This is a genomic window from Streptomyces anulatus (assembly GCF_000721175.1).
GTDB lineage: Bacteria > Actinomycetota > Actinomycetes > Streptomycetales > Streptomycetaceae > Streptomyces > Streptomyces anulatus_C.
In genome coordinates this window covers 133,806-151,306 of the sequence record NZ_JOEZ01000021.1, presented here as the reverse complement: position 1 = coordinate 151,306, position 17,501 = coordinate 133,806, and the positions used below count along the sequence as shown (strand labels likewise).

20 protein-coding genes, 1 tRNA gene and 1 pseudogene are annotated in these 17,501 nt (G+C 67.3%); 14 read left to right on the top strand and 8 right to left on the bottom strand.

Annotated features, from left to right (window positions below):
• Positions 1 to 157 precede the first annotated feature (157 nt).
• The 11 genes from IG90_RS0124545 to tyrS all read left to right on the top strand — a co-directional run bounded on the left by IG90_RS0124545 (position 158) and on the right by tyrS (position 9,739).
• Positions 158 to 355 carry a hypothetical protein gene (locus IG90_RS0124545; RefSeq protein WP_030588493.1) on the top strand — a complete coding sequence of 66 codons (198 nt, stop codon included), beginning with the start codon at positions 158 to 160 and terminating at the stop codon, positions 353 to 355.
• A gap of 174 nt (positions 356 to 529) precedes the next feature.
• On the top strand, positions 530 to 1,339 hold the full coding sequence (locus IG90_RS40810) for an HAD family hydrolase (RefSeq protein WP_078585338.1): 810 nt from the start codon (positions 530 to 532) through the stop codon (positions 1,337 to 1,339).
• Entirely contained in the window at positions 1,324 to 2,337 is a 1,014-nt protein-coding gene (locus tag IG90_RS40805; RefSeq protein WP_078585339.1) for an alcohol dehydrogenase catalytic domain-containing protein, read from the top strand. Before IG90_RS40810 ends, IG90_RS40805 begins: the two co-directional genes overlap by 16 nt.
• A gap of 17 nt (positions 2,338 to 2,354) precedes the next feature.
• On the top strand, positions 2,355 to 3,506 hold the full coding sequence (locus IG90_RS0124530; RefSeq protein ID WP_078585340.1) for a hypothetical protein: 1,152 nt from the start codon (positions 2,355 to 2,357) through the stop codon (positions 3,504 to 3,506).
• Positions 3,500 to 4,396, top strand: coding sequence for a radical SAM protein (locus tag IG90_RS0124525; protein WP_030588478.1), 897 nt, complete (start codon positions 3,500 to 3,502; stop codon positions 4,394 to 4,396). The genes IG90_RS0124530 and IG90_RS0124525 overlap by 7 nt, the downstream gene beginning before the upstream one ends.
• Positions 4,393 to 5,409, top strand: coding sequence for a nucleotidyl transferase family protein (locus tag IG90_RS0124520; protein WP_030588475.1), 1,017 nt, complete (start codon positions 4,393 to 4,395; stop codon positions 5,407 to 5,409). Before IG90_RS0124525 ends, IG90_RS0124520 begins: the two co-directional genes overlap by 4 nt.
• Before the next feature lie 93 nt (positions 5,410 to 5,502).
• Positions 5,503 to 6,267 carry a class I SAM-dependent methyltransferase gene (locus tag IG90_RS0124515; protein WP_233436042.1) on the top strand — a complete coding sequence of 255 codons (765 nt, stop codon included), beginning with the start codon at positions 5,503 to 5,505 and terminating at the stop codon, positions 6,265 to 6,267.
• A gap of 125 nt (positions 6,268 to 6,392) precedes the next feature.
• Positions 6,393 to 7,355 carry a hypothetical protein gene (locus IG90_RS0124510; protein WP_233436043.1) on the top strand — a complete coding sequence of 321 codons (963 nt, stop codon included), beginning with the start codon at positions 6,393 to 6,395 and terminating at the stop codon, positions 7,353 to 7,355.
• On the top strand, positions 7,352 to 7,795 hold the full coding sequence (locus IG90_RS39725) for a glycosyltransferase family 2 protein (RefSeq protein ID WP_078585341.1): 444 nt from the start codon (positions 7,352 to 7,354) through the stop codon (positions 7,793 to 7,795). Before IG90_RS0124510 ends, IG90_RS39725 begins: the two co-directional genes overlap by 4 nt.
• On the top strand, positions 7,792 to 8,238 hold the full coding sequence (locus tag IG90_RS0124500; RefSeq protein ID WP_030588463.1) for a hypothetical protein: 447 nt from the start codon (positions 7,792 to 7,794) through the stop codon (positions 8,236 to 8,238). The genes IG90_RS39725 and IG90_RS0124500 overlap by 4 nt, the downstream gene beginning before the upstream one ends.
• A 97-nt stretch (positions 8,239 to 8,335) precedes the next feature.
• A complete protein-coding gene (gene tyrS / locus IG90_RS0124495; protein WP_030588460.1) occupies positions 8,336 to 9,739 on the top strand; it encodes a tyrosine--tRNA ligase in 1,404 nt (467 codons plus the stop codon).
• A gap of 238 nt (positions 9,740 to 9,977) precedes the next feature.
• On the opposite strand, the gene IG90_RS0124490 is transcribed toward tyrS, so the two are convergent.
• On the bottom strand, positions 9,978 to 10,607 hold the full coding sequence (locus tag IG90_RS0124490; RefSeq protein ID WP_030588458.1) for a P-loop NTPase family protein: 630 nt from the start codon (positions 10,605 to 10,607) through the stop codon (positions 9,978 to 9,980).
• 383 nt (positions 10,608 to 10,990) lie between these two features.
• The gene (locus tag IG90_RS0124485; RefSeq protein ID WP_157846329.1) at positions 10,991 to 11,662 is read right to left on the bottom strand and encodes a hypothetical protein; all 672 of its coding nucleotides are present in this window, start codon (positions 11,660 to 11,662) and stop codon (positions 10,991 to 10,993) included.
• A 147-nt stretch (positions 11,663 to 11,809) separates the two neighbouring features.
• On the opposite strand from IG90_RS0124485, the gene IG90_RS44380 reads away from it, so the two are divergent.
• Positions 11,810 to 11,998 (top strand): hypothetical protein, encoded by a 189-nt coding sequence (locus IG90_RS44380; RefSeq protein WP_157846330.1) that lies wholly within the window; start codon positions 11,810 to 11,812, stop codon positions 11,996 to 11,998.
• 80 nt (positions 11,999 to 12,078) lie between these two features.
• Here IG90_RS44380 and IG90_RS0124480 read toward each other — a convergent pair whose 3' ends face one another.
• Positions 12,079 to 13,206: a DNA sulfur modification protein DndB gene (locus IG90_RS0124480; protein WP_030588452.1), complete on the bottom strand. Its 1,128-nt coding sequence runs from the start codon at positions 13,204 to 13,206 to the stop codon at positions 12,079 to 12,081.
• Between the two features lie 228 nt (positions 13,207 to 13,434).
• Between IG90_RS0124480 and IG90_RS46720 the strand changes: the two are divergent.
• Positions 13,435 to 13,545, top strand: a pseudogene (locus IG90_RS46720) (recombinase family protein); the annotation flags it as partial.
• A gap of 100 nt (positions 13,546 to 13,645) precedes the next feature.
• Positions 13,646 to 14,185, top strand: coding sequence for a recombinase family protein (locus tag IG90_RS39720; protein ID WP_267958695.1), 540 nt, complete (start codon positions 13,646 to 13,648; stop codon positions 14,183 to 14,185).
• Here IG90_RS39720 and IG90_RS0124470 read toward each other — a convergent pair.
• From IG90_RS0124470 to IG90_RS0124450, 5 genes are all read right to left on the bottom strand, one after another.
• Positions 14,157 to 14,564, bottom strand: coding sequence for a hypothetical protein (locus IG90_RS0124470; RefSeq protein ID WP_157846331.1), 408 nt, complete (start codon positions 14,562 to 14,564; stop codon positions 14,157 to 14,159). The two genes, IG90_RS39720 and IG90_RS0124470, sit on opposite strands and share 29 nt — an antisense overlap.
• A gap of 99 nt (positions 14,565 to 14,663) precedes the next feature.
• Positions 14,664 to 15,449 (bottom strand): hypothetical protein, encoded by a 786-nt coding sequence (locus IG90_RS0124465; RefSeq protein ID WP_051860181.1) that lies wholly within the window; start codon positions 15,447 to 15,449, stop codon positions 14,664 to 14,666.
• Positions 15,450 to 15,571: 122 nt separating this feature from the next.
• Positions 15,572 to 16,261, bottom strand: a complete 690-nt coding sequence (locus IG90_RS0124460; RefSeq protein WP_030588443.1) for a DUF488 family protein, N3 subclade — start codon at positions 16,259 to 16,261, stop codon at positions 15,572 to 15,574.
• Positions 16,262 to 16,503: 242 nt separating this feature from the next.
• Positions 16,504 to 16,577: transfer RNA gene (locus IG90_RS0124455), tRNA-Pro, on the bottom strand.
• Between the two features lie 28 nt (positions 16,578 to 16,605).
• Positions 16,606 to 17,376, bottom strand: coding sequence for a Pr6Pr family membrane protein (locus tag IG90_RS0124450; protein WP_030588440.1), 771 nt, complete (start codon positions 17,374 to 17,376; stop codon positions 16,606 to 16,608).
• Positions 17,377 to 17,501: the final 125 nt, after the last annotated feature.

Here is a 17,501-nt window from a genome sequence, read left to right as displayed (position 1 = left end):
GTCAGGTCGCCCGGCCATGAGCTGCTGATGAGCAGCTTCAGGAACGGCTTGTGATACTCCGCACAGCTCCGAGCCGCTGTCATGGTCACACCGACGCGGTCGTCCCAGTACCCGCCTCGGTCTCCACTATTCGTCCGAGATCGAAGGGGGCTCCTCGGTGGCTGTCGATGTTGCTGTCCTGCTGCTCCTCGGCATCGTGATCGTCTTCTTGTGCCGCGGAGGTGGGCTCAAGGCGGGGCATGCCGTTGTGTGCGCGGTTTTCGGTCTGTATCTCGCCGGGACCCACAGCGTCGGCCCGTTCGTGAAGGACGTCACGGCGTCGGTCGCCGGCTTGTTGTCGGGGCTGCGGCTGTGAGCGCGCCGACGGCTTCACCGGGCTCTAGCGGCCCAGCGCGGCCTCGACCTGGTGGCAGTCGATTCCTCCTTCCTCTGCTGTTGGACGCCCGAGAAGGCGTCATCTGGCCGCAGTCCGGCCAGCCGGAGAGTTCGGTTCTGCACGAGATCACCGATCTACCGATGGAGCCTCACCATGCGCTATCCGCCGACGTGCACCTCCGTGTCGACGATCCTGTCCGCGCCCGCCACGCATCCAGTGGGCGACGTACTGCTTGGCCCTTCACCGCAGCGGAGTTCTGCTGCTCCGGCTCCACGCCCGACCGCAGTGATACTCGATCTGTTCGGCACGCTCGTCGCAGCCCCGAGTGTGGTCGAGCGGAGGGCTGCCGCTGCCCAGTTCGCCGCGATGCTGCGCGTGTCCCCGGCGGTCGCCGAGTCGGTGCTGTCCGACAGTTGGCAGGCGAGGCACGACGGGCAGATGGCGTCCACCACCGAGGTGGCGGTTCACCTCGTCGCCCGCTGCGACGCCTCCGCTGCCTGTGTGAATGAGCTGGAAGTGCTCCTGGCCCGGCTCGCCCATGTCCGTCTCCAGGCCGATGCCTCTCTCTTGCGGGCGCTGGAGCAGCTTCGGCGCGGTGGCACCAGGCTGGCCGTCCTCAGCGACGCGTCCCCGGACATCGCCGAAGCGTGGAGCGCGAGCGACCTCGCGCCACACTTCGACGCTGTCGTGTTCAGCTGCCGGGCGGGTGCGGTGAAGCCCGACCGTCTGCTCTTCCGCGCGGTCCTCCGAGACCTCGGTGTTGCCACGCAGCAGGCCCTCTACTGCGGCGATGGCGGCGGTGACGAGCTTGCCGGCGCAGAGCGGGCCGGCATGCGTGCCGTGCGCGTGGAGCGTCGGGGCGGGCCGAGTGGCCTCGCGTTCGGCGAGACCGCTTGGTCCGGCAGGGCGATACCCAATGTGGAAGCTCTCCCCACCTTGCTGGACAGATGGGGGCAGCGATGACCGGCCCGTACGCGTGGGCAGTTGAGGACGGAGTCCTCTGCCGACTCCCCGCTCCGGTCGCCATGTCCTCGGCACGCGACACGACGCTCGTCGAGACACGCTTCACGGGATTGTGCGGAAGCGACGTCGCGAAGCTCAATCACCCTTGGCAAGGACAGTTGCCGGAACCGTGGTACCCCGGGCACGAGATCGTCGGTGTCGACACGGAGACGGGTGACTGGGTCGCAATCGACCCGCTGGTCTCCTGCCGCTCGTGCCACTACTGCGACCGCGGACATGTCCACCTCTGCCCACGGCTCCAGCGCATCGGATGGGATCTTCCCGGAGGTCTCGCCGGCTGCGTGCGGGCGCCCCGCGGCAGCATCGTCCCACTTGGCCACCTGCACGATCCCGCGCACGGAGTCCTCGCCGATCCGATGGCGGTGGCCCTGCACGGAGTCCGCTGCGGGCTACGTGTGCCCATGGGGCGGCTCGGCATCATCGGGGGCGGCGTCCTTGCGGTGTGTACGGCCATCTGCGCGGCAGAGGCGGGGTGGGACGTGCACATGCTGGTCAGGGAACCCTCGCGATCGCATCAACTGCGCTACGTCCTCGACCGGCACATCGCTCTCCACTCTGCCGAGCTGCCGGCGTGCGACGCCGTCGTGGACGCCGCGTCTGGTCACAGCGACTCCCCCATACGCCAGGCGCTGAAGGCTGTTCGTGACGGGGGAACGGTTCTCGTCCAGAACGCCTACGCGCCCCGCGTCGTTCTCTCGGTCCCCCTGCGGGATGTCTTCCGTCGCTCGATCACCCTGCGCGGCTCCTTCTCGTACTGCCGCGCGGATGGCCATGACGACTTCCGAGACGCCATCGACGTCATCGCCAAGGGCGGCGGCTGGGCCGCCCTCATGACCCGAGACCGATTCCCCCTCGGCGAACTGCCGCAGGGACTGGCGGCCCTGAACAACGAAGCCCGCCATCGCCCCTTCAAGGTCCTGCTCACATCCGACACGTGACGGAAGGAGCCCACGCCATGGCGGTCACAACGCCATTGCTGGCCCACAAGATCAACTCACCTGCCGACATTCCACCCCAGGACGTCCACGACGGGATCACGCGCATCCTCGCCTTACCAGAGGGCCACACGCGCGACGTGATGCTGGGAAGCGTCCTGACGGGACTGCTCCTGCGGGGGCCACGGTTGGAGGAGGTCGAGGCCGCTGTCCAGGCCGCGACATCCCTGGACCGAAGCAACTGGGACTTCCACCAGCCGCCGGAGGGCATGCGGTTCGTCGGCTACACGGGCAGCGGGAAGAAGACCTTCAAGACGATCAACCTCAGTACCGCCGCCGCGCTGGTGGCGGCCACCGGGGGAGCACACGTCGCGAAGCTCGGATCGCGCAGTGCGTCGTCGAAGACCGGGTCCCGCGACTTCATCGACCTCGTGGGCGCGACGAGCGACACGGTGCCGCACCAGGAGATGGTCGACATTACGGCGGAGACCGGCTTCGGGTTCTTCTCCATCGAGAACCGCGTGCCCGAGTTCGACCGCCGCTACGGCGGCAGGTTCCAGGCCGTGCACGCGCTCAGCCTGGCGTTCCCCGCCCTCCTCAGCCCGGTCACCTGCACCGCCTACGTGTACGGCCTCTCGCACCCCGCGGTCGGCGCTTCCGCCCGGCTGCTCTCCAGACTCGGCCTGCCCGACGTGGCGGTCATCAACTCCAGCCCCGGCAAGGCGGTCCAAGTCGACGAACTGATCCCCGGAAGCACCGTGCGAGCCTGCCGCATCAACGCCGGCGACGAGGACCTGACCTTCAATGACGAGGTACGCAAGGGCGCGTCCTCGATGCCACAGGACCTGATGTCCGTCACCCAGCACGAGGACCCTCGGGAGAACGTCGCCGCCGCGATACGCGTACTGGCAGGCCATGACACCAGTCAGGCGCGGAACGCGGTCGCCCTCAACGCGGCTTTGCTCATGGTGATGTCCGAGGCGGTGCCCACCGTCCAATCCGGCATCGACACGGCACTCACGATCATCGACGCCGGCGCGGGTCTGGACACGCTGCAGCAGTTCGTACGCCTCACCGGCGGCGCCCCGGACAAGCTCCGCTCGCTCCTTCGACCCGTCTCCCCCACAGCCCTCCTGGTCGTCCCTGGCAACAAGGAGAAGGCCCCATGCTGACGCACGACGAACTCGCGATCGTTCACCTGGTCCTCAACACCGACTGCAACGCCTGGGACCTGGCACCGACCAGCGCCTCACCGGGTGTGTGCCGGTTCTGCTACCGGGAGCGCAACCGGGTCAAGACGGACCCGGACACCGTCCGGAGGGTCATCGACCAGGTCCGCGCCGAGTCCGCAGCCCACCGGGTCGTGTTCACCGGCGGCGACCCCGTGATGCCCTACGACAACCACCTGGAGGTCGCCCTCCGGCACGCGCAGGAAGCCGGCTTCGAAACCAATCTCCACACCAACGGGCTGCTCCTGAGCGACCGTTACGCGGGGGTGCGCGACCACGTGACCCTCTACTCCCTGGCCATCGACGGTCCGGAGGCAGACTCGGCCGACTGGTTCCGCGGGCAGGGCTACTTCGAACGGTTCCGGTCCAACGTCGAGTTCCTCGTCGCCGACCAGCGCCGACTCGCCTTCAACACGTTCACCACGGCCGCGTCCGTGCGGGAGCTGCCGCGGCTCGCGGAGTTCGTCGCCGGCATCGCTGACCGCACGGAGGTCGAGTACTGGCTGATCTCCCAGTACAGGCCCATCGGCCGTGCCAGCGCGGGCAAGGCGGAGCTCTACGGCTTCGAGCGGGATGACTTCGTCCGGGCCGTGGACGGGGTGCGCGGTGCCGTCGCCCCGGTGGAGATCTTCGCCCAGCCCACACGGGCGCCCGAGGACCCGTACCCGTTCCGCGTCTGGGTCCTCGCCGACGGAACGGTCACCGCGGACCTCGGCAGCGTGGCCGCACCTCGCAACGCCGTGATCGGGGACCTGCTGGCCGACGGCTTCGAGCCGCTGGTCCGCCGGGCCTTCGCCATACGAGAGCAGCCTCAGTTGGAGGGGATCGCATGAAGTTCGACACCGCGTACTACGAGAGCGTCATCGACCAGCACCAGTACGAGCACCTTGGCCTCGGCGCCATCGACTTCGCCCTCGCGGGGATGAGCCCTGGCGACCTGCACACGAAGTGGGTGTGCCACACCGGTGCGCGGGAGTTCGCGGACGCCGTCTCTGGGGGTCGGCCGGCGATCGTCACCACTGGCGTCGGGCTCGGCGGTCCGCCGCACGCCGGCACCCTCTTCCAGCTGCTGCGCGCGGTCAAGCTCCAGCAGTGCGGGCTCGACGTGCAGATCGTGCTCGGCGACCTCGACTCCTACAACGCGCGTCGCACGCCGCTGGACGCGGTACGCCGCCTGGCCGACCAGTACGAGGAGTTCGCGCTTGGGCTCGGCTTCGACCCGGGACGCGGTGTACTGCGTCGGCAGGAGGGCGAGACCGATGTCATGGCCACCGCGTTCCTGCTCTCGCGCCACCTGGACGACGACGACTTCCAGTGGGCCGAGGAGGACCTCGCCGGGCTCTACCGGAACCACGGCGTCTTCGACCACCTCAGCTACGGCATGAAGCAGGCCACGTTGCTGATGGCCGCTGACTTCGTGCACTTGCTGCGCGAAGGACGGCACGTGCTGGTGTCCCTGGGCGTCGACGAGCACAAGTACGTCGCCCTCGCCCGGCGCGGGGCGGAACGCTGGGGTCTGCCCGCAGACCGGCTGGCCGGCATCTACACCAAGATGATCCCGGGCCTCGGGGGCCTGCCGAAGATGAGTAAGAGCATCCCCGGCTCCGGAATCGACGGCTCCATGCCTGCCGAGGACATCAGGGCCCTGCTGGCAGCGGACACCGACTCGGCACCCTCCGACGACGGGTCGGCCCTGCTCCAGATGTACGCGTGTCTGCCCGAGGTCGGCCAGGCGGAGTACGACCGCGCCTCCGCCGCGCGACGCGCCGGAGACCGGGAGTGGCGTGGGATCCGCGAGGAGCTCGTCGAGCGGCTGATCACGCTGTTCTCCTGCTGGCCGAAGTAGCAGGCCCCCTCCGAGGGAGCGCCGAACCCGCGGCCGTAGCAGGCCGTGTGCCCTCTGCCGCACCACACACCCGAGCAAGCAAGGAGTCTGACTGTGCACGCGGACACCACGACCACATCACAGCCCCTGACCGGCCCCGATGCCCCGCAGCCCCCGGCCCTCTCCGAGTCCTCGCAGCCGATAGGCGGCCCCGAGACCTTCTTCATTCGCCGCGGCTACCGCAGCCGGAGCGAGGTCGAGTACTTCCTTGACGAGACGGACGACACCGTCACCTGGCAGCCCGACGTGTACCCCTACGCTGCCGAACGGGCCAAGGAGCTCGGCCGTGACGTCGTGATCGACATCGGCTGCGGTCAGGCGGGCAAGCTGGCCTCGCTCGCCGCCGAGCACCCCGACTGGACCTTCGTCGGCGTGGACTTCGGGGACAACCTGCGCTGGTGCCACGACAACCACCCCTTCGGACACTGGGTGGAGGCGGACCTCGAATCGGCAGAGCGGCTGCCGCTCGCCCCGGACCTCGTCCGCCGGTCCGTGGTGATCTGCTCCGACGTGATCGAGCACCTGGTGGACCCGGCCCCGGCCCTGTCTCTCATCCTGGGCCTGATGCGGGAAGGCAGCGCTGCTGCGGTCCTGTCCACACCGGCCCGTGAGTGCCGCAGCGGCTACGACACCCCTGGACCGCCGCGCAACCCCAGCCATGTGCGGGAGTGGGCAAGCGACGAGTTCCAGGCGCTGCTGCGGGCCTCCGGGTTCGAGATCCACTACGCGGGCCTCACCCGAAGCGACGACGCCTCCAACGGTCTGTCCACCCAGCTGCTCCTCGTCGGCGTGGGAGGGACGGAGGTGGGAGAACAGTGACGGCGGTTCCCCGGTCCAGGGGCCTGCGTGTCGTTCACCTGCCGGCGCGTACCCCGTACGCGTGGAAGCTCCAGAGCCCTGACTTCCACATCCTGAACGGGACAGAGATTCCCACGGGCGAGACTGTGCCAGAGGCGGTCAGCGCCGCGTGGCTCCTCGAACACGGCCCTCTCACGTGGCTCGACGTCCTGCACCTGCACCACATCGACTTCGAGGACATCGCCGCCCTGGAGCGCCTGCTCGACGCGTGCCTGGGCTACGGGGTCAACGTGGTCTTCACCGCCCATGACACCCGGCCTATGGTCGGCAACGCCGAAGGCTTCGTCGAGCGGCTGCGGCTGCTCCGATCTGCCGAGGTCAGCTGGGTCTGCCTCACTGAGGGATCCGTCACGAAGCTGACGGAGGTCCTCGGCGAGCGTGTCACAGCGACGGTCATCCCCCACGGATACGTCGCTGCCCCGGAGTCGCTGGCTGACCTGGAGCGCGAGGCGAGGAGCCCGGGGGCCAGGTACCTCATGTTCGGTGCCTCCCGGGCCAGCCGGGACCAGTTGTCCACCATGGCCAACTGGAGCCTGGGGATCACGGATCCCCACAGCACGCTTCGCGTCCTCCTGCGCGCGTTCAGCCCTGCGGACTTCGCTGACGCCGGCCGTGCCCCGCTGCTCCTGGAGACGGCCCGGCACGATCCCCGTATCCGGCTCACCATGCGCCCGTATCCCACGGACGACGAAGTGGTCAGAGCCGGGCTGGCTTCGGACTCCCTGCTGCTGCCGTACCTCTGGGGGAGTCACTCCGGGCAGCTGGAACTGGCCTTCGACCTGAACCTGCTTCCGGTCTGCTCCCTCACTGGGCGCTTGCCCGAGCAGTACGAGCGGCACAAGGGTTTCGTCGAGGAACCCGAATGGTTCGATTGGTCGCAGGGGCATCCCAACCTCTTCGGAGAGAAGTTCCTGACTGCGCTGGAGAAGGCGGCAGCACGGCTCGGCTCCGGGCCCCGCCGTCTCGACCGCGAGTTCCTCGACTACAGGATCCAGGAACACAGGACGATCCTGGACGCCTACGCCCACGTGTACGGGGGTGACCGGTGAGCGCCCCTCCGCGTATTTCGTGCGTGATCCTGTGCCACAACTACGGCCGATATCTCGACCAGGCCATAACAAGCTGTCTGGAACAGGAGCCTGGAAACTTCGTCCTTCACGAAATCATCGTCATCGACGACGGATCCAACGACGAAACTGAGGAGGTATGCCGTCGCCACGAAAAGAACGTCAAGGTCATCCGGAGGAGCCAGCAAGGTTTCGGCCAAACCTTGACCGACGCTTTTCTCCTCAGCACAGGCGACTGGGTCGCTCCACTCGACGCCGATGACTGGTTCCACCCATCGAAGCTCCGTACATGCGCCGAGGCGATGACGGGTGAAACGCTGTTCATCGAGCACTGGGAAAACGTCGTCGACTCCAACGGAAACCCCAAGCTGAAAGACCCGCACCCGGGCGGAACGAGGCCGCCCTCAGCCTCCTGCCGGTGAGCAACGAGATCTTCTTCCACGCGCTGCGCGAGGCCGGCCGCGGTGCCGCCCTCCAGGACCCGTTGACCTTCTATCGGGTCCACGCGCACAGCATGACCGACCGGAGTACGCCCGGCCTGTCGCAGGATTATCGGGCCGAGGTGTGTCTGGGACTCTCGGATCGGCTCCGCATGATGGATGGGAACCCTCCCACCTGGGCGACCAATCGCCAGCTCAGGGGGATCTCCCAGCATTTCCGCGCACTCGCTTCCGGGCACAGAGTGGAATCCGCCCTGCAACGAAAGAAGCACCTGCCCGCCATGATCTTCCTTCCGGGGATGCTCATCGCCACGCTTCGAGCCCGAGACCCAATAGCCCCGTGGCTCCGCTCCCTCTCCAGTGCGATCGTGGGCCGGCCGCTGGTACAGCTCTCGACGACCCAGGGAGAGCGGGCTGAACCGTGATCATTTCGGTGATGCGACGGGGGTGGCGATGATAAAATCGCCGCTTCCAATCCCTACTGGTCAGGCCAGTTGTCCGACCCAGGAGCGTATAAGCGCCATGAGCCGTTTGAGCGAGTCTGTCACTCGTGTCATGCACATTCTCGATGGGGCGGACCTGGGCGCGGACTATACGGCCGCGCAGCTGCTCAGCGAGACAACGGCACGGCGCTCCCTGGACCTCTCCGACCTCTCCCCCGAGGAGCAGGCCGCACTGGTCGAGGGGCGTGCGAACCACCTGATCCCCTCGGCCGCGGTGCTCGCCGAGAAGATCAAAGCCGCACAGGCCGCCGGACGCCCGTTCGTCGTCAAGTACGGCATCGACCCGACCTCGCCCGACGTCCACCTGGGCCACGCGGTACCGATCATCATCGCCAGCCGGTTCCAGCGGATGGGCCACCACGTCGTCTTCATCATCGGAGACGTGACGGCCAAGATCGGTGACCCGTCGGGACGGTCCTCGGATCGACCGCCCCTCACCGACGAGGACATCGCCCGCAACCTGAGCGGCTACCAGCAGCAGGTCACACCGTTCATCGACTTCGAGCGGGCCGACCTGCGCTTCAACGGCGAGTGGCTGAACAAGGTCACCCTGCCGGAACTCGTCGGGGTCCTCGCCCGGGTGCCGGTCTCCATGTCGCTCCAGCGCGAGGACTTCCGCACCCGGCTGGCCGATGGCCATGGGCTGTCCGTCGCCGAGTTCGTCTACTCCGTCGTCATGGCCTGGGACTCCGTGGCCATCGACGCCGATGTCGAACTCGGCGGTGTGGACCAGCTGTTGAACCTCCAGATGTGCCGCAAGGTCATGGAGATCTCGGACCAGGCCCCCGAGGTCGTCATCACCACCCCGCTCATCGAAGGCACCGACGGCACGGGCACCAAGATGAGCAAGAGCAAGGGCAACTACGTGGGCCTGACGGCGTCGCCCGATGACGTCTACGGCCGGCTGATGTCCATCCCCGACCACCTCACCGAGCCGTACCTCCAGCTGCTCACCGAGTGGACGGACGACGAGATCCGCGTAGTCACCAAGCGCCTGGAGGAGGGGACCGCCCACCCGATGGCGATCAAGCGCATCCTCGCCGGCGAGGTGGTGGCCGCCCTCCACGGCCTGGACGCTGCTGCTGCCGCTCGCGCGGAGTTCACGGCGCGCTTCTCCAAGCGCTCTTTCGCGGACACCCAGAACCTCCCCGTCATCTCCCTGAAGGACCACGCCGAGGACACGCTCGGGGCGCTGATCAGCCGCACGCTGGACTTCGCTCCCAGCATTTCCGCGGTGCGCCGCGTGGCTCAGCAGAAGGGCCTCCGTCTGATCCTTGAGGCGGACGGAGAGCAGGCACCTACGCCGCTCACCGAGGCGTCCGTGCAGCAGACGCTCGGTGAGGTCGTGAGCGAGGTTGGGGCACTCGAAGGTGCCGAGCTGTACCTCAAGGTCGGCCGTAAGGTCGCCCGCATCGACGTCTGAGATCAGGCGCGGCGCCGACTCATCTTCGTGAGTCGGCGCCGTTCTGTTTGCGCTCGCATGCGGCCCGCCAGCCGCGCGATCAGGCCACGGGCCGGGGTTCTGACTCACCTCGCTGCCAGCGCCGGTTCGGAAGCGAACCCCAAAGCTGGGTCTGTACACGGCTGAGAACGGATAGCACCCTCATCGGCGTCGACCCCGAGCGAGATCATCGGTGCCATGCTTGGGCCGCTCGAACGGATCATGAAGCCCAACCGTGGCTCAGGGGAAGCTGGCCGGCCTGGTGCGCGTCGCGCTGCTCGGTGATCCACTGCGCGATCTGGTCTATGGATTTAGTGACTGGTTGGTCGGTGGTGTCGATCCGTTGAGTGCACCATCGGGGGTCATCAGCTCGCCAGCTCGTCCAACGGTGCCAGGCCATCTCGGGCCAGCCGTTGTCGATTATGACGTCGGGCCGGTAATGGAGGTTGAGGGCATGCTTCCGGTGCCATGCGGCCCAGCCGAGTAAGGCGTCGACTGCCGGAGCATCCCACCGGGCGGGGTCTCGCTCGGCGAGTCGAGTGCACCGGACCTCGTCGGCGACATCAACCAGGCACACGGCGATGCCATCCAGTAGTGGCGCGGAGGGCACAGCGAGGACTTCACCCAAGGGCGACTGCCCGCTGAGCAGAAGGTCAATGCCGCGATCCTGGTACTCCAGCGCGCGTCGCACCCACATCTCGGTCATCCGATGACGCCAGTGCAGATCGGCGCCCTCCGGCACCCCGAGCTCATCGGAGTCGTGGACGACGATCTGCCGGAGCCTGCCGGCCGCGGCGTTGGCGAGCGTCGTCTTGCCCGAGCAACTGGACCCGGTGAGCTTGAACAGCATCGCCCCAGAGTGCCAGTGCCTCCGCACCTCTCTCGACCCGTTTCTTCGCGCTACTGAACTTGATTGGGCAATGTCGGGTAATCGCCTGACAGTCGAGGGGGGTCCCGTGAGGCCGCCCCTGTGATGGACCTGTGCCGCGCCTCCTGCTCGGTGTGCCAGCAGGGGTCCATACTGGTGAGCTCGCGTATTCAACTGTCGCCAGTTCCCCGAGGAGCCCAGCCCACTGGAGACCGTGTGTGATCTCCGGCGGCGTATCGACTCCGGGTGAGCTGCTTGTGCTGGTCCGGGGGCGGTGGCGTTCAGCGGCGCTCGGCGAGGACCTGCCGCCGGGGTCCTCCGGCGCCGCCGGGGCCGCTTGAGCCTCGACCTCGGGCAGCCGTGATTCAGCGGTACTGCTCCGGAATTTCCATTTCGTCTGAACCGTCGGAGATGTACTCCACCCCCGGGTTCGCGACCTCGGCAACGACGATCCAGGGTCTGTGCCCCTCCACTTCGCAGACCGCGTGCAGGCGCAGTTTCGCCTCCCAGTACCCGTCCACCCAGTCTCCCGGGTCTTGGAACCAGCTCGGCGGCTCGGAGTTATCCATCTGCCGGTGCACGAAGTTGCCGCGCTCCAGGCTCCGGATAATGCTCTGGCGGCCGGGCGCGGCAACCCCGTCGACCCCAGGGCTGAATCGGGCGGGCCCCCAGATCACCGACGGCAGCTCCGTACGCATAGCTTCGTCGTAATGCGGTCTGGCTGAGTGATCCCGTCCGGCCTCGTCGCGCACCGTGAGGGTGATCGTGTCGAGGTGATCCAGGCCGACGGGGCCGGCGAGTGTGGTGGTGAGCCTCAGGCGGTTGGATCCCACGCGGATCAGGCTGAAGGTCAGCTCAGGAGTCAGCTCGCGGTGCCAGCGGTCGCGTTCGATCTGCGCCACCTCTCGCGCAGTGTCAGCCGAGTCTGCGGCGGCCGCCGCCGCTTTGCGGGTCGTCCAGTACGCCATGACCGCGGAGACCGCCACCCCGACCGCGGCAACAATGGCACCGAACGCCGTCCAGTCGTCAGTGTTCATGGCGCCGGACCGTAGCAGCAGCGGCTGCCGCACCTGGTGGAGTGTCCGGATCGGGAGGACCTTGCGGTGCTCGGTGCGGTGCGCAGCTCGAAGCCGCTCAAAGCCGACGCGGCCATGGCGAACCTGCGCGATTAGAGATTCGCCGCCTTGCGGGCGCCGCAGAGGCCCGCCAACGGCTACATCACCGTCGACTACGAACACGAATTCGCCCAACTCGACGACCAGGGCCTCCGGCCGCTGCGGACCGCAGGCACGGACGGTCCCGAGCTGGGCTGTAGGGCTGATCGGCCTCCGGCGCCGCCCCACGGGGAGGACGGCGCCGGAGGCCGGGACTGAGAATATTTGGCGGGCAATTGGTACGCCTGTACGGCGAAGGACCACCGTGCCCACGGTCGGCTTCGGTCACACCGGCTGGTCTATTCGTCTTCGTCGGCGCCCAGATTCATGGCCTCGCACAGGACGCGGATTGCCGCGCGACGAGCGGGGAAGCTGTTGCGGGTACCGAGTGCGCCCGTGCCTGTTCCGCTGGGTGTGACGATGCCCGCGGCCACCCACACCGGGTTGTCCCAGGCGAAGAAGTCGTCGTCGTCCTTCGCGGCGATGGCCTTGAACGCAACATCCGGCTCTAGATGGTCGGTGTACATCGCGGACATCGCGCCGACCAGGCCATAGATCGCCACGGCGCTGGTGGCGATGGTGTTCTTCCGCTGGGCTTGGCGCGCCGGAGTCGAAAGCTTGCCGTATTCCGGACGGACCTTGACCAGGGAATCCCAAGCGCTGATCAGCCAGCTGGACTGCGCTTCGAGGTCGGCGGTGGTGACAGGTCCGCCCTTCCAGGAGGTCTCGATCGCCCTGCTGATGGTGTTGTAGGCGGTCAGTTTATGTGAGCTGGCGGATACGGAGTTGGCCAGGACCTCGATGTTGTCCTGGCCCAGGTGCTCGCTGCCGTTGACGAGCCGACGGGCGAGCTCCTGCTCCTTGGTCTCCGAGTAGGCGTACTTCGCGGTGGAGTCGTTTACCTTGTCGCCGCGGGTGTTGTAGATGGTCGCGACCTTCTTCGCGAGCGCGTCATCGAGCATCCAGATCCGTACCTGGAAGCGAGTGCTGAGGTCGAAGCTCCCCAGCGGGTTGTCCGCAGCAGCCAGGATCGACTTAATCCGTGAGAGAGAATCAACGGCACAGTCGAGCACACCTGAGGTGATGGTCAGATTGGTCTGCCCGGTCTCATCATCGAACCAGATCTCATAGTCAGACTTGCTGGGATCGAGCCTGACAGAGATGTTGCCGATGATTGCTTCGTTGTCGAGCAGTTCGCTCGTCCACTTGTTGACCTTGGTCTTCGTTTTGCCGACGAGCCGCTTGCCCTCCATGTGCGCAGGGCGGATGTTGCCGGTAAGGGAAAGCAACTCGCTCTTGTACAGATCCACGAGGTAAGCCCCGGTCATCTGGCACTCGATGTGTACGCCACCGGCGTCATCGACCTCAGCGACGTTAAGGATCTCCAGCGGAAGGGTGAGACCTTCGGTTTCTTCGGCGACCGTCACGTTCGTCTCCTCGGTGTGGGGACGCCTTGGTGACGCCCGCCGACGAGCATACGCAACCTACGTGTGTTTCTCAATCATCACGTGTGATTGATACGGACTACGTGCCTCGAACGCTCTCTACGTGCCCCTACGCTCCAAACTCCACGTCGCCACCCCGCCGCCGTACGGCACCCCGGCGCCGCCTGGACGGCCCTGCCGGTACAGAAGCTCGCGGCGCCGGCCGTGCCGATGGAGGTCCGCCTCGCGTACGCCCGCGTCTCCAACCGGACGCAGGAGATCCAGTCCCAGATCGACGCCCTCGAAGCCGCCAGCGTGCACCGGCTGTTCCAGGAACAGATCAGCACCCGGGTCAGGGAACGCCCAGAGATGACGGCCGCCCTGGCCGCGGCCCGCGAGTACCGCTCACTGGGGGCCAAGGTCACCCTCGTGGTGGCACGAGATGAAGCGACTGGGCCGCGGCACCCTGGAACTCCTCAAGGTCGCCGAGGAACTGCGGGACGCGGAGATCGAGCTGGAGTTCCTCCCCGGCCCGCTGGCAGGCAAGCACGACCCAGCCAGCCACGGAGCCGCCCTGTTCGCTTTCTTCTCCGCCATGGCGGAGTCCGAACGCGACTCCGCGACAAGACCCTCGAAGGCCAGGAGATCGCCCGCACCAAGGGCAAGGCGATCGGCGGAGTCAAGGTCTCCGACGAGGACACGCTCGCCACCGCCCTGCGCCTGCGCGACGACGAACGCCTCTCGCTGCGCGAGATCACCTCCCGCCTCGTCATCCGCACCGGCAAGAAGCGCGGTCGGCACCCCGCCCCGGCCACCGTCATGCGCATGCTGCGCGAGCACGACGAGCGGACAACCACGGCCACTCTGGAGCCCACGGCCTGACCTGCGACTTCAGCCCTTGCATTGTTTCTTCGGCGAGAACTACTGGGACCCCAGCAGAGGCGAACAGCGGGTCAGTTGGTTCCTGCCGCCTCCGCCGTGAGGCGGGACCGCTTCTCGGCACGCGGTTCGGCTTTCCAGTCGGGCAGGAACGCCGACAGACCCGGGTCGCTTTCGAAATTCTGTTGGGTGGACCGCATGCCTTTGTCGATGAGCGCGTCCCACTTCTCCGTGGCGAACTCGACGCGGCAGGGCAAGTCCTTGATGATCTTCTCGTCCAGGGTCAGGTAGTTCGACGCACGCCCCCTGGCGCCACGGGCCGCCGGCACGTACGCGTCGGCGCCGGCTTGGTCGGGAAGCAGGGAGATGAGGACCGCGTCCCCGTCCTCGGCGATTTTTCGGGCTGCCTTGTTGGCTGCCGAGATCTCTGCCTTGGAGGGATCCCGTTCCAGCATCTCGATCAGGGTGCTGCGGATGCTCACCACCGGAGACGACCAGCATCAAGGTGGAGCGGCTGTAGGAATGACGGCTGGGGTCCCCGATGCGGTTGGCCCCGGGGACCATGCCCTGCGTACTCACCCTTACAGGTCGAACAAACTCTCCTGGAAGTTCTCGACGACATCCCGTCGCGGGTAGAACAGGCCCAGCAGCAGAAAAGTCTTGGGGCGGGCCGCGACGTTTCCGACGAAGCAGTGCACGGCCTTCTCCGGAGAGATCATCCGGTCGAACCAGCGCTCGCGGAGCTTCTCCTCCACGTCGTCCTTCCCATACTGGCGAAGGAACTTGCGGTACGACTCGCCCGCCTCCCAGTCCCTCAGCCCCATGTCGTGACCACCGCACTCCCGATCCGCGCATCGGAAGCTGTACCGGAACTCAAGTGGCACCCAATCCAGTTGGCGAAGGTCCTGCGCGAGTAGATCCAACTGATCAGCCAGGGTCGCCTTTGAAGCTGGCCAGGGCTCAGCAGGAGCGAAGCGGAAGCCGGTGAACTCTTCTGGGCGGAAGACACCAAGCGACGTCCCTCGCCGTTCCTGGTCCCGCTTTATGGAGCACAAGGACGGCGCCACGAGGGGCTGAACATGCGAGAAGCGTTCGCGCCAGCCGTCCGCTGTCCCGAAACGCTCGATGACCTTGAGGGTCTGCAGGTTGGGGCGCAAGCTCTCGGGACGGCGGTCCCCAGGGTGTCGCTGCACGTCGACCTCGACGATCGAGTACTTGGCGAACTGGCTTTCTTCGTTCAGCAACCGGAACGGAACCGGAAAGAGCCGCACATGCTGGGGCGTTCCCTGGTCGAGCCGTATGCCGGCCACGCAGCTCGTCTCGTGGTACTTCGCGGACAGTTCCGGATAGGTCTTGACCGTGATCATGATCCGTGCGCGCTCTCGACTCCCCGATCCCATGGTTGCCCCCTCCATAGATCTCCCGATCTGATGATTGGAGGAGAGGCATGCGATGCGGGCAAGAGCGCGTGCAGGAGCGAGGGGTGAAGTCAGGCCAGGGGAATTACCGGCACGGCGGCTCGATTGCGAACCGTCTCCAGGACGACCTGCCGGTGGCAGCGGCTCTCGTCCTTCTCGAAGCACAACACCGCCACCCGCGACTGCTGGGCATGCTCCGCGAGGCGGTCAAGGTCGGCCTGTGCCTCCTGGGACCGCAGCAGGCCACGGAAGCGCGCGCGTCCCACCTCGACCCGGCCGTCCCAGAAGGGCTCCCGGTTGTCCTTCGGATTGCCCAGGCCACGCAGGTGCATGTACTCAATACCGGCCTCTGCCAGGGCATCTCCGAGGCGGGTCTTGCTGAAGCCCTTCTTGCGACTGATCGGCGTGAGCCGTACATCCGCCACGACACCGATGTGGCTGTCGACGAGCGCGGCGACGAACGAGTCGATGTCCCGCCCTTCGTATCCGGCGGACCAGAGGCCGGGCGTGACGGCCGGGACCTGGGTCGCCCGGAACAGATCATCGAGAGAGACCGCAAGAGCCTCAGCCACCGAGCCAACGGTCAGGAAACCTGGCTGGATCGCTCCCTCGCTCTCCAGGCGGCCCAGCGTTCCGACGGCGATGCCTGCCTCTTTCGCCAGCCGTTCCCGCGTCCACCCACGGTCTTCCCTTAACGCACGTACCCGCTGGGCGAGCGCACGGGCCCGGTCGTGAGAAGGAGCTGAGAGATGACCAGCCATATGCGGTGTTCCTAACGACCGTTGGGGCGGCCCGCACAGGTGTTCCTGATCAGCTACGAGCCCGGATTCGCGAATGCGCAGGTCATCGGGCGCGTGAGCGCCGCTGTTCCTGCGGCACCGGAGACTGCTCCCGGGAGAAGCCGACCAAGATCTTCTCCCAGATTTCTCCCAAGCGATCTCCAGGAACCAATCAGGGACCCGACCCGCACTGCGGATCAGGCCCCTGACCTGGTACTTCACTGTCGGGGTGGCGGGATTTGAACCCACGACCTCTTCGTCCCGAACGAAGCGCGCTGCCAAGCTGCGCTACACCCCGATGTCCACCGGACTCCCGGCGACATCGATTACTTTAGCCCACCGGCGGCCGGAGGCGAAATCCGGTTTCTCCGGTGCCGGGACCACCCCGCCACGTTCGGCCGGAGGTGGTCCACGGCGGTGATCAGGACGCCCAGGGCGGTGAAGAGGAGACCGAGGGCCAGGGACTGGGTGAGGGCGCCGGCGTAGCCGTAGGTGCCGACGTCGAGGAACGGGTACGGGTAGCGGGCCGGGGCGCCGGGGGAGAGCAGGGCTCCGCGGGCCAGGGTGAGGCCCAGGTAGGCCGCGGGGGCCGACAGCCACAGCGGGATGTGGGCCAGGCGCAGGGTCCGGGGTGCGGTGAGCAGGAGCCAGTCCGTGGCGACGGCCAGTGGGGTCACCGTGTGGAGCAGGAGAGTCGCGGCGGTGGACCAGCCGGTCCCCGGGGCCGGGCTGCCCCGGGTGGCGCTCAGAGGGAAGCCGCCGTAGTTCACCAGCACCAGGTGGTACATCAGGCCGGTGATCGCGGCGAGCAGGAGCACCCCGCCCGACAGGCGCGGCGAGAGTGGCGGACTGCCCCGCCAGGAACGTACGGCCGACCATCCGAAAGCCCCCGCGACCAGGAGGTTCGCCAGGACCGTGAAGTGGATCAGCGTCGGTGGTGCGTACCTGGTCGCCAGGGCGATGACCGGGCCGGCGGTCGCTGCCCCGCACACCAGAACACGTAGGGCCGCGACCCAGGGGCGGCGGGGCCCGGCGGGGTCCGGGAGCACCTCTGCCGCCCGGGGGTGGGGGAGCAGTGCGGCCCGGGGCGCGGTCATGATTCGTACCGTAAGGGGGTGGAAAGACCTCCGCGATTTGTCGCCCGCCGCGCGTGAAGGCGCCCCGCCCCCGCCGGAGCTTCGAGCTAGCCGCCCCGCCCCGAGCCCACCGCGCGTGAAGGCGC

Coding starts and splice junctions, on each gene's coding strand:
- IG90_RS40810 (WP_078585338.1), top strand. CDS start 530: ATGCGCTATCCGCCGACGTGCACCTCCGTGTCGACGATCCTGTCCGCG.
- IG90_RS40805 (WP_078585339.1), top strand. CDS start 1,324: ATGGGGGCAGCGATGACCGGCCCGTACGCGTGGGCAGTTGAGGACGGA.
- IG90_RS0124530 (WP_078585340.1), top strand. CDS start 2,355: ATGGCGGTCACAACGCCATTGCTGGCCCACAAGATCAACTCACCTGCC.
- IG90_RS0124525 (WP_030588478.1), top strand. CDS start 3,500: ATGCTGACGCACGACGAACTCGCGATCGTTCACCTGGTCCTCAACACC.
- IG90_RS0124520 (WP_030588475.1), top strand. CDS start 4,393: ATGAAGTTCGACACCGCGTACTACGAGAGCGTCATCGACCAGCACCAG.
- tyrS (WP_030588460.1), top strand. CDS start 8,336: ATGAGCCGTTTGAGCGAGTCTGTCACTCGTGTCATGCACATTCTCGAT.
- IG90_RS0124490 (WP_030588458.1), bottom strand. CDS start 10,607: ATGCTGTTCAAGCTCACCGGGTCCAGTTGCTCGGGCAAGACGACGCTC.
- IG90_RS0124485 (WP_157846329.1), bottom strand. CDS start 11,662: ATGAACACTGACGACTGGACGGCGTTCGGTGCCATTGTTGCCGCGGTC.
- IG90_RS39720 (WP_267958695.1), top strand. CDS start 13,646: ATGAAGCGACTGGGCCGCGGCACCCTGGAACTCCTCAAGGTCGCCGAG.
- IG90_RS0124465 (WP_051860181.1), bottom strand. CDS start 15,449: ATGATCACGGTCAAGACCTATCCGGAACTGTCCGCGAAGTACCACGAG.
- IG90_RS0124460 (WP_030588443.1), bottom strand. CDS start 16,261: ATGGCTGGTCATCTCTCAGCTCCTTCTCACGACCGGGCCCGTGCGCTC.
- IG90_RS0124450 (WP_030588440.1), bottom strand. CDS start 17,376: ATGACCGCGCCCCGGGCCGCACTGCTCCCCCACCCCCGGGCGGCAGAG.